The organism is Mesorhizobium sp. WSM4983 (assembly GCF_029625765.1).
Classification (GTDB): Bacteria; Pseudomonadota; Alphaproteobacteria; order Rhizobiales; family Rhizobiaceae; genus Mesorhizobium.
Genome location: NZ_JARTVM010000002.1, coordinates 721,387 through 734,970, shown reverse-complemented (window position 1 = coordinate 734,970; position 13,584 = coordinate 721,387). Strand labels below are relative to the sequence as shown.

Here is a 13,584-nt window from a genome sequence, read left to right as displayed (position 1 = left end):
TCGGCTCAGCCTGACCTGAATAGCAACACGCCTAGGCGTCGGCGCTCAAAGACGACTCAACCCAATTCGACCCAGACCGGCAGGTGGTCCGATCCACGCGCCTGCCGGTCGGCCCACAGGCGCTTCAGCGAGCCGGCGAGCGAAGCGCTGGTGAAGACGTAGTCGATGCATTTGTGGCGGCCCGCATCGTTGGGACGATTGGGGTCGATCCAGGTGAAGAGGCCGGAAACGTCCAAGCGCTGGGCGACATCGACGGCGAGATCGGCGGTGAGCGGCATGCCGAATTCATGGTCCGGACGTCCGGCGAGTTCGACATATTCGGGCGATCCGGGCAGCATGTTGAAGTCGCCCATGACGATGAAGGCTTCCGGATAGGGCAGGTCCGGCAGGCCGATTTCGGGAATGCCGGAAAGGCCGCCGCCTTCCAGCGCGTAGTTGAGCAGGCGCTGGCGCAGGAAACGGATCTGGCTCTGACGCTCGACGGGGCTGCGGTGGTCGAGATGGGTGGAATAGAAGCGGATGAAGCCGAGCGGCGTCTCGATCAGCGCCTCCAGCGCGCCGCGCTGGAAGTTCATCCGCTCCAGGCTGCGGCTGCGCGGCAGAAGGAGATTACGCGACAGATGAATGGGCGTCTTCGACAGCACCATGTTGCCGAGCTGGAAGGTGCGGGTGACGGCGCGGCCGGCATCCAGGCGCGAGCCGATATTGACCTCGAAATTGCTGGCATAGGCGACAAAATAGTCCGGCAGCGCCTCGCCGATCTCGGCCACCATGTCGCGGTCGCCGTTGCGCGGGTTGTTGCGGGTGACTTCCTGCAGGGCGATGACATCGGCGCCGCGCACCGCGTCGGCGATGCGGTCGACATCGTATTTGCCGTCGAGGCCGATGCCATACTGGATATTGTAAGTGACAAGCTTCATTCGCGCCTCCCGGTCTCGCCCGCGAACAGTGCTACCGCGCCCCTGGCTAAAGTGCATCCGGCGCTTTAGTTGCAAACGGGCCTCGCCCTTGGCTCCACCTTGGTTTAGAGCAATCCCGCAAGCGCAATAGCAGAAACCTGAAAATCCGATGAAATTCCTCGACCAAGCCCGAGTTTACATCCGGTCCGGCGACGGTGGTGCCGGATCGATGTCGTTCCGCCGAGAGAAATTCATCGAGTTCGGCGGTCCGGACGGCGGCGACGGTGGCCGAGGCGGCGATGTCTGGGTCGAAGCCGTCGATGGCTTGAACACACTGATCGACTACCGTTACCAGCAGCATTTCAAGGCCAAGACCGGCATGCACGGCATGGGCCGCAACATGACGGGCGCCAAGGGCGCCGACGCGACGCTCAAAGTGCCGGCCGGCACCCAGGTATTCGCCGAGGACAATGAGACGCTGATCTGCGATTTGACCGAGGTCGGCCAACGCTTTCTGCTTGCCAAGGGCGGCAATGGCGGCTTCGGCAACCAGCATTTCAAGACCTCGACCAACCAGGCGCCGCGCCGCGCCAATCCCGGCCAGCCGGGCGAGGAGTTGAGCATCTGGCTGCGGCTCAAGCTCATCGCCGATGCCGGCCTTGTCGGCCTGCCCAACGCCGGCAAGTCGACTTTCCTTGCGGCTGTCACCGCCGCCAAGCCGAAGATCGCCGACTATCCCTTCACCACGCTCTATCCCGGCCTCGGCGTGGCCCGCATCGACGGCCGCGAATTCGTGCTGGCCGACATCCCCGGCCTGATCGAGGGCGCGCATGAGGGCGTCGGTATCGGCGACCGCTTCCTCGGCCATGTCGAGCGCACGCGCGTCCTGCTGCATCTCGTCTCGGCGCAGGAGGAAAATCCCGGCAAGGCCTACAAGACCGTGCGCGCCGAGCTCGCAGCCTATGGCCATGGGCTGGCCGACAAACCTGAGATCGTGGCCCTCAGCCAGGTCGACATACTCGACGCGGACGCCCGCAAGAAGAAGGCTGCCTCGCTGAAACGCGCCGTCGGCCGCGGGCCGATGCTGTTGTCAGCCGTCACCGGCGAAGGCGTCGAGGCTGTGCAGCGCGCGCTGATGGCGGTGGTCGCCGAGGCGCGCGATGCCGTTCCCGCTCCTGTCGATACGCGCTGGCGGCAAAACCCATGAAATCGCTGAAATCATACCGGCGCATAACCGTGAAGATCGGCTCGGCGCTGCTCGTCGACCGCGCGACCGGCCTGAAGCGCGATTGGCTGACCTCTTTAGCCGCAGACATCGCGGTGCTCGCCAATGCCGGCGCGGAGGTGCTCGTCGTCTCCTCGGGCGCCATCGCGCTCGGCCGCACCATTCTCGGGCTTGGCAAACGCGCGCTGAAGCTCGAGGAAAGCCAGGCGGCGGCGGCCGTCGGACAGATCGCGCTTGCGGGCGCCTGGTCGGATGCGCTGGGCAGGGACGGGCTCAAATCCGGGCAGATTCTGTTGACCCTCGGCGATACCGAGGAGCGCCGCCGCTACCTTAACGCCCGCGCCACGATCTCGACCTTGCTCAAGATGAACGCGGTGCCGGTCATCAACGAGAACGACACGGTCGCGACCTCCGAAATCCGTTATGGCGACAACGACCGGCTGGCGGCGCGGGTGGCGACGATGATGGGCGCCGATCTTCTGGTGCTGCTTTCCGACATCGACGGGCTCTATACGGCGCCGCCGGCCAAGGACCCGCAAGCCAAGTTCATTCCGGTGGTCGAGCGCATCACGCCGGACATCGAGGCGATGGCGGGTGCGGCCGCTTCGGAACTCTCGCGCGGCGGCATGCGGACGAAACTCGACGCGGGCAAGATCGCAAACGCCGCCGGCACGGCGATGATCATCACCGCCGGCACGCGCCTGTCGCCGCTGATGGCGATCGAGCGCGGCGAACGCGCCACTTTCTTCAAGCCCAGCGCCAACCCGGTGAAGGGCTACAAGACCTGGATCGCGGGACAGTTGGAGCCGGCCGGGAGGCTCACCGTCGATGCCGGCGCCATCGGCGCGCTGAAATCGGGCAAGTCGCTGCTGCCGGCCGGCGTCAAGCTCGTCAGCGGCAATTTCTCGCGCGGCGACACGGTGGCGATCCTGTCGCCCGAGGGCCGCGAGATCGCGCGCGGGCTGGTTGCCTATGATGCCGCCGATGCCGTAAGGATCGCGGGTTTGAAGACGGCCGAGATCGAAAATGTGCTCGGCTACGAGGCGCGCTCGGCGATGATCCATCGCGACGACCTTGTGGTAAGTCGATCCAGTGATCAAGTATTGGCCGACGACCAAGTTTTGGCCGACGAATGACCCAGCGGAGGATGAACCATGCTGAAGCTGCATGACAAATCCGGGGAAGATACGGTGGCGCTGATGGCCGATATCGGCCTCCGCGCCCGCGCCGCTGCCCGACCGTTGGCCGTCGCATCGACCAAGGCCAAGAACGACGCCTTGGCCGCGATGGCCGACGCCATCCTGCGCAACGAGCAGGCGATCCTAGAGGCCAACGCCATCGATATGTCGAACGGCGAGGAAGCCGGGCTGTCCGGTTCCTTCATGGACCGGCTGAAACTCAACCCCTCACGTATCAAGGCGATGGCCGACGGCATTCGCGAGATCGCGGCGCTCAAGGATCCGGTCGGCGAGGTAATTGCCGAATGGGACCGGCCGAACGGCCTCCATATCGAGCGCGTGCGCACGCCGCTCGGCGTCATCGGCGTCATCTATGAAAGCCGCCCGAACGTGACGGCGGATGCCGGCGCGCTCTGCCTGAAAGCCGGCAATCCCGTGATCCTGCGCGGCGGCTCTGATTCGATCAATTCGTCGTCGGCTATCCATGCCTGCATGGTCGAAGGGCTGAAGGCAGCCGGCCTGCCGCAAGACGCCATCCAATTGGTGCCGACCACCGACCGCGCCGCGGTCGGCGAGATGCTCAAGGGCCTAGCCGGCAATCTCGACGTCATCATCCCCCGCGGCGGCAAGAGCCTGGTCGGCCGCGTGCAGACCGAGGCGCGCGTGCCGGTCTTTGCCCATCTCGAAGGCATCTGCCATCTCTATGTCGATCGTTCGGCGAAGCTCGACATGGCGGTCCAGATCGCCGTCAACGCCAAGATGCGGCGCACCGGCGTGTGCGGCGCCGCCGAGACGCTGCTCGTCGACCGCGCGGTGGCGTCCACGCATCTGGTGCCGATCCTGGAAGCGTTGCACGCGGCCGGCTGTGAGATCCATGCCGACGTCGAGGTGATGAAAGCCTTTGCCGATGCCAGCCCGGCGACCGACGCCGACTGGGTGACGGAATATCTCGACGCGATCATTGCGGTGAAGCTGGTCGACGGCGTGGCCGGCGCGATCGAGCATATCGAGACCTTCTCCTCGCATCACACCGAGGCGATCGTCGCCGAGGATGCGCAAGCGGCCGACAAGTTCTTCAGCGAGATCGACTCGGCGATTTTGTTGCACAATGCCTCGACACAGTTCGCCGACGGCGGCGAGTTCGGCATGGGCGCCGAGATCGGCATCGCCACCGGCAAGATGCATGCGCGCGGACCGGTCGGCGTCGAGCAACTGACCTCGTTCAAGTACCGCGTGCGCGGGTCGGGGCAGGTGAGGCCTTGATATCGCTTGCCCTAAGAGGCTGAAGCTTGCGCCTAGGCACCCCCCTCCCGCCTGCCGGCCATCTCCCGCGCAAGGGGGGAGATCAGCTGATTTTCCCGGTTTCGCCAGTCGCCAACACTGCAAGATTTGCGACTGCGAAGGAGCTGCCAATCTCCCCCCTGGCGGGGAGGATGCCCGGCAGGGCAGAGGGGGGTGCCTAGCGTCATGCTTTCCCAGCCCGAGCAGCCCGTCCCCGCGCCCTATCTCCACATGCCGCATGCCGGCAAAGGGCTGGCCGTCGGCCTGTTCGGCGGCTCGTTCAACCCGCCGCATGCGGGCCACGCGCTGGTCGCCGAGATTGCGCTGAGAAGGCTGGCCCTCGACCAGCTCTGGTGGATCGTGACGCCCGGCAATCCGCTGAAAAGCGCGCGCGAGCTGGCGCCGCTCGCCGAGCGCATCGTGCTGTCCGAAAAGATCGCCAGGAATCCGAAGATCAAGGTTACTGCCTTCGAGGCGGCGCAGCATGTCCGCTATACCGCGGACACGCTGGCGCTGGTCAAGGCGCGCAATCCGGGCGTCGACTTCGTCTGGATCATGGGCGCGGATTCCTTACGCGACTTCCATCGCTGGCAGCGCTGGCGCGAGATCGTGCTGACCTTCCCGATCGCCGTCATCGACCGACCGGGCGCCACGCTCTCCTTCCTGTCCTCGGTCGTCGCCAAGACCTTCGACTATGCCCGCGTCGATGAAGGCGACGCCCCGCTGCTCGCCCGCATGCGGGCGCCGGCCTGGACCTTCATCCACGGCCCGCGCTCGTCGCTTTCCTCCACCGCGATCCGCAAGGCGGCGAAGGGCTGAGGCCTTCCTTCTCCACAAGGGGCCGAGCGATGTCGCTTTTACGGCGGCCTTTCGCATTCCGATCAGCCAAGCTGCGAGGGCATGCTGACGCAGACCCAAACCGATCCCGGACAATCGGCGCCGCTGATTGCCATTGCCAGCGTCATCGTGTCGATGGCGCTGATCGCGATCGGCAACGGCCTGATGTTCGCCTTCATTCCGGTGCGGCTCGGCGCCGATGGTTTCGATCCGACCTGGGCCGGACTGATCGTCACCGGCCTTTCGGCCGGCGGGCTCGCCGGCTGCATCCTGACCGGACCCTTGGTGCGCCGGGTCGGCCATGCCCGCGCGTTCATGGTGCTTTCGGCGCTCATCGCGCTCTCCAACGTGGCGATCGGCGCCGGACCGATGCCGCTGCTGTGGATCGCGGCGCGGGCGCTCTACGGCTTCGCCATATGCGGCCTCTTCATCGTCGCGCAGAGCTGGCTCAACGACGCCTTGCCGAACGCCATACGCGGCCGGGTGATGGCGGTGTTCTACGTCGCCTATATCGCCGGATTGGGCGTCGGTTATGCGACGCTCGCCGCGATCGACATCCAGACGGCGGCGGCGCCGCTGATCGGCATCGCCTTCACCGCGTTGTCCATCCTGCCGGTGGGCATGACGCGGCTTGCCCAGCCGCCCGCGCCGCAGGCCGCTTCGGTGGCGCTCGGCCAAGCGTGGAGGATCTCGCCAGTCGGCGTCGTCGGCATGCTGGCGGTGGGCGGCCTGTCGATGATCATTTCCGGTTTTGCGCCGATCCACGCCACCGCCAAGGGTTACAGCCAGGCAGAGGTGGCGCTGCTCTTGTCGGCGATGCCGGTCGGCACGCTGATCCTGCAGATACCGCTCGGCTGGCTCTCGGACCGTACCGACCGCCGCTATGTGCTGGCGGGCACGGCGGCGCTGGCGGTGGCGGCGAGCCTGCTCGCCATCGCCTTCGACGGCGGCGCGCTGATGGCCCTGGTGGCGATCTATCTCATCTGGGACGGTGCATCGGAATCGATCTATTCGCTGTCCAGCGCCCACGCCGCCGATCGCGCCAGGAAGGAAGAGCTGCTGGCGCTGTCGAGTTCGCTGCTCTTTGCCTGGTCGCTGTCCGGCTTCATCGTACCCGGCATCGTGACGGCGCTTTCCGCCGTCTTCGGCACCGGGACCTTCATCTATGTCGGCATCGCCATCGCTTCCGCGTTCTGCCTGTTCGTGCTGTGGCGGGTGTTTGCGGCGCGACCAATGCCTGCTGCCGCAACCGGCAGCTTCGCGCCGATGTCGGCGCAGACGCCCCTGCCGGTGGAGCTCGCCTTCGCGCCGGAGGAGCCGGCAAAGCCGGCCAAGGACTGACGAGATTATTGCTTGCGGATTTCCGGGGACGGTATCTCGGGCGGCGGTAGGGGGATCGAAATGCCCTCGTTGTCGAAGGCCAGCTTGGCGCGTTTGGTCAAGTCGATCTGGGTGGCGAAATAGTCGGCCGCGGAAGTCCAGTAGCGCAGGGTCAGTGAAACCGTGCTCTCGCCAAGCCCTGCGATGAAGGCGATCGGCGCCGGCTCGCGCCGGATGCGCTTCTCGGCATTGGCGATGGCAAGCAGCGTCTTCTGCCCGCGGTCGATGTCGTTCCATGAACCGATGCTCAAGCTGATATCGGTGCGCCTGACGCCGTTGCGGGTGAAATTCCGTACCGGCTGGTTCCACAGCGTCTGGTTGGGCGCCAGAATGTAAATGCCTTCGACAGTGCGCAGCTTGGTCGCGAACAGGCCGATCTCCTCGATCGAGCCGGCGATCGCACCGACCTCCACATATTCGCCGATGCGGAACGGCCTCAGCGCAAGCAGCATGATGCCGGCGGCGATGTTCTGCAGCGTACCTTGCAGTGCAAGGCCGATCGCCAGACCGGCAGCGCCGATCGCGGCGATGATCGAAGCCGTCTGCACGCCAAACTGGCCGAGCACCATGATAACGACAAGGATCAGGATGCCGTAGCGGACGACCTGGGAGAAGAAGTGGCGCAGCGTCTCGTCAAAGCCGTGAATATGACCGAGCCCGGCATAGATCGATCGCTCGGCAAGGCCGGCAACGAGGTAGCCGACAACCAGGAGGATCACAGCACCGATTGCCGAGAAGGAATAGGAGACTATCAGCGAGCTTAGCTGCGCAAGCCCGGCCTGAATCGTGATGAGGGCGCTCTGCGGGTCGATTGGCATGGTTGGGAATCCCCTTTGTCCGGTGTGCCGATAACCCATGCGGCGCGCAGGGGTTCCGCTCTTTTCAGCCTTCCGAGGGCCTGTCCGGCCTGCCGAGGCCGCCCTGAGAGCGCGCCCGTCTTGAAACTGCAATGGAACTCTGCCTATCTAAGCAGGGTCACCTGATTTGCCGGGTGATTTGGTTGTTCTTATTGGGAAAGGAAACACACTGAGAACAGCACTGCGGAAGAAGGCCGATATCGTGCCTTCGCCGGCCGGGATCAGCGGAAGCGATGCTGCCTCCCTCGCCATCAAGACAGTCCTTGCCAGTCTGGAAGACTCCAAGGCCGAAAACATCGTCTCAATCGACATCCAGGGTAAATCGAGCCTCGGCGACTATATGGTCGTCGCATCGGGCCGATCGCACCGCCATGTCTCGGCGGTCGCCGACCATCTCCTCAAGGCGCTCAAGGATGCCGGTCTCGGCATGGCGCGCGTCGAAGGGCTGGCCAGCGCCGACTGGGTCCTGATCGATTCCGGCGACATCATCGTCCATGTCTTCCGTCCCGAAGTCCGCGAATTCTACAATCTCGAAAAGATGTGGCAGGCGCCGGATCTCGAGGAAGAGACCTTGCACTGAGCCGTATCGCGGGCCGTGACCGTTCCGGTCCGGCGCCGATCGAGAGCTCGCCGAGGCGAGGATGAAGATCACCGTTCATGCCGTGGGCCGGATGAAGACCGGCCCCGAGAGAGAGCTCGCCGACCGCTATTTCGAGCGCTTCGCCAAGAGCGGGCCCGCGGTCGGGCTGGAATTTGCCGGCATTGTCGAGACATCCGAGAGCCGCGGCCAGAGCGCCGACGAACGTCGCCGCGAGGAGGGCCAGAAGCTGCAGGGTCAGCTGCAGCAAGGCAACGTGCTGTTCCTGCTCGACGAACGCGGCAAGGCGCTGTCCTCGGAGGACCTGGCGGCCCGCATCGGCCAGTTGCGCGACAGCGGTCGCAAGGCGCTGGTCATCGCGATCGGCGGCGCGGACGGCCATCACAGATCCTTGCGCGAAGAGGCCGATCTGGTGTTGTCGTTCGGAGCGCTGACCTGGCCGCATCAGCTGGTGCGCGTCATGCTCGGCGAACAGCTCTATCGCATCGCCACCATCCTTGCCGGGCATCCCTATCACCGCTCGTGAGTCATCGTTCGCGCTGTGACCCCGAAAGCTGGGGATCACGTCCGCTTGCACCGATTTCCGCCTCAATGAACCGACATCACGGTTGTTGCGGGTGCTCCAACATGGTTGATGGTTCGTTAACGAAGCGGCGGATAGAGTCGAGGCCTGATGTCTGAAGGCTGGAATTCGAGAACGCGCGCCTGGCGCAGCCGCTGCGGCTTGACACTTGTCGCCGCGCTGATCGCGCTCGGGCCGGCTATGGCCGCGGAAAATTCGCTCGATGTCCCGCCGGACCCCGACAAGAGCCGGGTCGAATACGAGCAGGTCTCCAAGGAAATCTCCCTGTCCTCCGAGCGGCTGGCCAAGCTTGCCGCCGACGTCGCGACGGTCAAGAAGGACCATGCCTCGATCAGTGCGGCGCTGATCCAGTCGGCGATGACCGAGCAGAAGCTCGGCCAGGACATCGAGGACATCGGCGCCAAACTGGAAGGACTGAAAGCCGAGCAAGAGAAGCTGCACGCTTCGCTGGCGGCGCGGCGCGACGTACTTGCCGAGGTGCTCGGCGCGCTGCAACGCATGGGGCTCAATCTGCCACCGGCGATCCTGGTCAAGCCGGAGGACGCGTTGTCGTCGGTGCGCAGTGCCATCCTGCTCGGCGCCGTGGTGCCGGAATTGCGCCAGCAGACCGACAGGCTGCTCGCCGATCTCAAGGAACAGACCCGGGTGACGGCCTCGATCGAGGCCGAACGCGCGCGGCTTACCGCTGCAGTCACCGAGCAGACGGCGGAAAAGAAACGACTGACCATGCTGCTCGAGGCCAAGCAGAAGCTGCAGGCCGATACCGAAGCGGCCCTGGCAGCAGAGCGGCAGCGCTCGCAGCAGCTGGCGGACAAGGCCAGCAGCCTCAAGGACCTCATCGCCTCGCTCGAGGCCGACAAGGCGCGCAAGGCGGCCGACCAGGCCAAGGCGGCCGATCGGAAATCGGCGGACGCCGACACGACCGCATCGACGGCGGAACCCGCCGCGCCGCCGGTGCCGGAGGGCAATCGTTTAACCGCTTCCGCCCCGTTCGCGGCGCTCCAGGGCCAGATCGCGCTGCCGGTCATCGGCAAGATCAAACGGCGCTTCGGCACCGACGACGGCAATGGCGCAATGATGCAGGGAGACATGGTTGCGACACAATCGGGGGCCATCGTCACCGCGCCGGCGGATGGAAACGTTCTTTATGCGGGGCCGTTTCGCTCCTATGGTCAACTCTTGATCCTCAATGCGGGCGATGGGTATCATGTCGTCCTGGCGGGGATGAGCAGAATCAGCGTCGCGACCGGACAGTCGGTGCTCGCAGGAGAGCCGATCGGCGCGATGGGAGAGGCCCGGGTGGCTAGCACCTCGGCCTCGCAGAATGGAAATGCGACGCCGGAGCTCTATGTTGAGTTCCGCAAGGATGGAAAACCCGTCGATCCGAACCCCTGGTGGGCGGACCGATTTTCTGGAAGGACGTGAAATGATGCGGAAATTGTCGCTTCTGTTTGCCGGCGCGCTGATGGGCGCATCGGCAATGAGCCTGGTCTACGGCGCACCTGGCTCGGCGGCGAATGCTGCGGGTTCCGAGACCTACAAGCAGCTGGCGATCTTCGGCGACATCTTCGAGCGCGTGCGCGCGCAATATGTGACGCCCCCGGACGACAAGTCGCTGGTCGAGAACGCCATCAACGGCATGCTGGCTTCGCTCGACCCGCACTCGTCCTACATGAATGCCGAGCAGGCGCAGGATATGCGTGTGCAGACCAAGGGCGAGTTCGGCGGCCTCGGCATCGAGGTCACGATGGAGAACGACCTGGTCAAGGTGATCACGCCGATCGACGACACGCCGGCCGCAAAGGCGGGCGTGCTTGCCGGCGACTATATCGCCAAGATCGACGGCGAGGAGGTGCGCGGCCTCACCCTCAATGACGCGGTCGAGAAGATGCGCGGCCCGGTCAACACGCCGATCAAGCTCACCATCCTGCGCCAGGGCGCCGACAAGCCGATCGAGTTGACGGTCGTGCGCGACATTATCAAGGTCAAGGCGGTGAAATACCGGGTTGAGAACGACATCGGCTACATGAAGATCACCTCCTTCACCGAGAAGACCTATGACGATCTCGAGAACGCCATCGAGAACATCAAGAAGCAGGTGCCCAACGACAAGCTGAAGGGCTATGTGCTAGACCTGCGCCTCAATCCGGGCGGCCTGCTCGACCAGGCGGTGAGCGTGTCGGACGCCTTCCTGAAGCGCGGCGAGATCGTCTCGACCCGCGGCCGCGATCCGAAGGACGTTACCCGCTTCGACGCCAAGCCGAAGCAGAACGACGACATCGGCGGCAAGCCGCTGATCGTGCTGGTCAATGGCGGCTCGGCAAGCGCGTCCGAGATCGTCGCCGGCGCGCTGCAGGATCTGCGCCGCGCCACCGTCGTCGGCACGCAGTCGTTCGGCAAGGGTTCGGTGCAGACCATCATCCCGCTCGGCGAGAATGGCGCGCTCAGGCTCACCACCGCGCTCTATTACACGCCGTCGGGCAAGTCGATCCAGGGCAAGGGCATCACGCCCGACATCAAGGTCGAGCAGCCGCTGCCGCCGGACCTGCAGGGCAGGGACCTGACCCGCGGCGAATCGGACCTCAAGGGCCACATCAAGGGGGCCGACGAGAGCTCGACCGGCTCGGGCTCGGCCGCCTATGTGCCGCCGGAGCCGAAGGACGACCTGCAGCTGATCTATGCCGAACAGCTGCTGCGCGGCCAAAAGACCGATCCGGCCTTCCCGCCGAACCCGGACAAGGCTGTGCTGAACCAGTAAAGACGGGGGGGCCGGGCCAAATCGCTCTGGCCGGCCGACCGAAGCGATGCAATGCTGCCGGGACCGCGAGGTTCCGGCAGTTTGATTCGGGGACAGGTTGGTTCGGCAACGGGCGCTGCGTCGCCTAAGGTTTTGAATTTGCGCGTGAGCGCTGACGATTCGATCAGCTGCGCTGATCAGATCAGCCGCGTCACGGGCCTGAGGATGCGGCTTGGCTGACATCGGCAAGGACATCGAACGCCCGCTCGGACAGACGCTCCGGCCAGAGCGCCCTGCCTCGCGCACCTTCGGCGCCGCAACGCTTGGCGCTGCGGTCGCTATCTTCGCCGTGGTCGGCATTTCCGGTGCGATCGCGTTGCGTGAAAAACCTTTCCGCAAACCGCAAGAGACGGCCGTTTCGACGCCGAAGGTAATCGTGGCGCCGGCTCCCGCGCCGGCACCGGCGCCGACGCCGGCACCGGCCGAGGTGGCGGCGGCGAAGCCCAATGCGAGCACGCCGATGAAGAGCGATGGCCCGCAAATCATCCATCTCCAGTCTGAAGAGGGCGATGGTCCGCCGAAGGCCGGTATCGTCATCCGCGATCCTTCCACACTCAGCCAGAATCTCAAGGTCGCGCATATTCCCGACAGGGCGCTGATCGAGGCGAGCGACAGCGGCCCGCTGCCGGTGCGCTCCGCCGATGGCCGGCGACCGTTCGACGTCTATGCGCGGCCCTGGTCCGGCGCGCGCGGCGCGCGCGTGGCGATCGTCATCGGCGGGCTCGCCGTCTCCCAGACCGGCACGCAGGCGGCGATCGCCAAATTGCCGGCCGAGGTGACGCTGGCTTTCGCGCCGCAGGGCAACAGCATCGACCGCTGGATGAAGGCGGCGCGCCAGAGCGGACATGAGATCGTCATGCAGATACCGCTCGAGCCGTTCGATTATCCCAGCGTCAATCCGGGACGCAACACGCTGACGGTCGCTGCGAGTCCGGACGAGAACCTGAAGAGCCTGCGCTGGGCGCTGTCGAGGACGACCAACTATACCGGCGTCATGAACTATATGGGCGCGCGTTTCTCGGCTGATGCAAACGCGATGGGACCGTTCATGGCCGAGCTCGGCAAGCGCGGCCTTGCCTATGTCGACGACGGCTCCTCCGCGCGAAGCCTGGCGCCCAACCTCGCGCTGAAGGATGGCGTTCCTTTCGTCGCCGGCGACATGGCGATCGATGCGGTGCAGGACCGCGGCGAAATCCTCAAGAAGCTGGACAGCCTCGAGGCGACGGCACGCGCCAAGGGCAGCGCCGTCGGCATCGGCTCGGCCTTCGATATCACCGTCGACACGGTTGCGTCCTGGGTGGCAGAAGCGAAGAAGCGCGGCATCGAGATCGTGCCGATTTCGGCGGTGGCGATCGATCCGCAAAAAGGCTGACGCCGACCCTTTCGCCTGAATGCATCTCCAAAACGGCTGGAAATCTCAACGATGGCCAAAAAGATCGATCCTGAAACGCTGCCCTATCGCCCCTGCGTCGGGCTGATGATCCTCAACCCGGCCGGGCTGGTCTGGGTCGGGCATCGCATCGCCGAGCCGGACAGCGAATTCTCCGGCACCACGAAACTCTGGCAGATGCCGCAGGGCGGCATCGACGAGGGCGAGGAGCCGCTCCCGGCGGCGGAGCGGGAGCTTTACGAGGAGACCGGTATGCGCAGCGTGTCGCTGCTTGCCGAAGCGCCGCACTGGATCAATTACGACCTGCCGCCGCATCTGGTCGGCGTCGCCTTCAAGGGCCGCTATCGCGGCCAAACGCAGAAATGGTTCGCCTACCGCTTCGAGGGCGACGAGAGCGAGATTGAGATCAATCCGCCGCCGGGCGGCCACAAGGCCGAATTCGACCAATGGGCATGGCGGCCGATGCGGGAGCTGCCCGACCTGATCGTGCCGTTCAAGCGCAAGGTCTACGAGCAGGTGGTGGCCGCGTTCCAGCATCTTGCTCGCTAGGCGTTGGCAG

General features: G+C 65.3%; 13 protein-coding genes. 11 read left to right on the top strand and 2 right to left on the bottom strand.

Annotated features, from left to right (window positions below; all coding sequences use genetic code 11):
- Positions 1–56: 56 nt before the first annotated feature.
- Positions 57–920, bottom strand: coding sequence for an endonuclease/exonuclease/phosphatase family protein (locus P9254_RS10870; protein ID WP_127216569.1), 864 nt, complete (start codon positions 918–920; stop codon positions 57–59).
- 148 nt (positions 921–1,068) lie between these two features.
- On the opposite strand from P9254_RS10870, the gene obgE reads away from it, so the two are divergent.
- The 5 genes from obgE to P9254_RS10845 all read left to right on the top strand — a co-directional run bounded on the left by obgE (position 1,069) and on the right by P9254_RS10845 (position 6,761).
- Positions 1,069–2,106, top strand: a complete 1,038-nt coding sequence (gene obgE, locus P9254_RS10865; RefSeq protein ID WP_278053555.1) for a GTPase ObgE — start codon at positions 1,069–1,071, stop codon at positions 2,104–2,106.
- The gene (proB, locus tag P9254_RS10860; protein ID WP_095824115.1) at positions 2,103–3,260 is read left to right on the top strand and encodes a glutamate 5-kinase; all 1,158 of its coding nucleotides are present in this window, start codon (positions 2,103–2,105) and stop codon (positions 3,258–3,260) included. Before obgE ends, proB begins: the two co-directional genes overlap by 4 nt.
- Before the next feature lie 18 nt (positions 3,261–3,278).
- Entirely contained in the window at positions 3,279–4,565 is a 1,287-nt protein-coding gene (locus tag P9254_RS10855) for a glutamate-5-semialdehyde dehydrogenase (protein ID WP_278053553.1), read from the top strand.
- Between the two features lie 249 nt (positions 4,566–4,814).
- Positions 4,815–5,402, top strand: a complete 588-nt coding sequence (locus P9254_RS10850; RefSeq protein ID WP_067001594.1) for a nicotinate-nucleotide adenylyltransferase — start codon at positions 4,815–4,817, stop codon at positions 5,400–5,402.
- 81 nt (positions 5,403–5,483) lie between these two features.
- Positions 5,484–6,761 carry an MFS transporter gene (locus tag P9254_RS10845; RefSeq protein WP_095782612.1) on the top strand — a complete coding sequence of 426 codons (1,278 nt, stop codon included), beginning with the start codon at positions 5,484–5,486 and terminating at the stop codon, positions 6,759–6,761.
- 5 nt (positions 6,762–6,766) lie between these two features.
- On the opposite strand, the gene P9254_RS10840 is transcribed toward P9254_RS10845, so the two are convergent.
- Positions 6,767–7,618, bottom strand: a complete 852-nt coding sequence (locus P9254_RS10840; protein ID WP_278053550.1) for a mechanosensitive ion channel family protein — start codon at positions 7,616–7,618, stop codon at positions 6,767–6,769.
- 241 nt (positions 7,619–7,859) lie between these two features.
- Here P9254_RS10840 and rsfS point away from each other — a divergent pair, with 241 nt between their 5' ends.
- From rsfS to P9254_RS10810, 6 genes are all read left to right on the top strand, one after another.
- Complete coding sequence (gene rsfS, locus P9254_RS10835) at positions 7,860–8,237, top strand: ribosome silencing factor (protein WP_059189846.1); 378 nt, start codon at positions 7,860–7,862, stop codon at positions 8,235–8,237.
- A gap of 61 nt (positions 8,238–8,298) precedes the next feature.
- A complete protein-coding gene (gene rlmH / locus P9254_RS10830) occupies positions 8,299–8,781 on the top strand; it encodes a 23S rRNA (pseudouridine(1915)-N(3))-methyltransferase RlmH (protein WP_278103879.1) in 483 nt (160 codons plus the stop codon).
- Positions 8,782–8,928: 147 nt separating this feature from the next.
- The gene (locus tag P9254_RS10825) at positions 8,929–10,263 is read left to right on the top strand and encodes a murein hydrolase activator EnvC family protein (RefSeq protein ID WP_278053548.1); all 1,335 of its coding nucleotides are present in this window, start codon (positions 8,929–8,931) and stop codon (positions 10,261–10,263) included.
- 1 nt (position 10,264) lies between these two features.
- Complete coding sequence (locus P9254_RS10820) at positions 10,265–11,596, top strand: S41 family peptidase (RefSeq protein WP_067001610.1); 1,332 nt, start codon at positions 10,265–10,267, stop codon at positions 11,594–11,596.
- Positions 11,597–11,807: 211 nt separating this feature from the next.
- Positions 11,808–13,007, top strand: a complete 1,200-nt coding sequence (locus P9254_RS10815) for a divergent polysaccharide deacetylase family protein (protein WP_127247241.1) — start codon at positions 11,808–11,810, stop codon at positions 13,005–13,007.
- Between the two features lie 51 nt (positions 13,008–13,058).
- On the top strand, positions 13,059–13,574 hold the full coding sequence (locus P9254_RS10810; protein ID WP_067319545.1) for an RNA pyrophosphohydrolase: 516 nt from the start codon (positions 13,059–13,061) through the stop codon (positions 13,572–13,574).
- Positions 13,575–13,584: the final 10 nt, after the last annotated feature.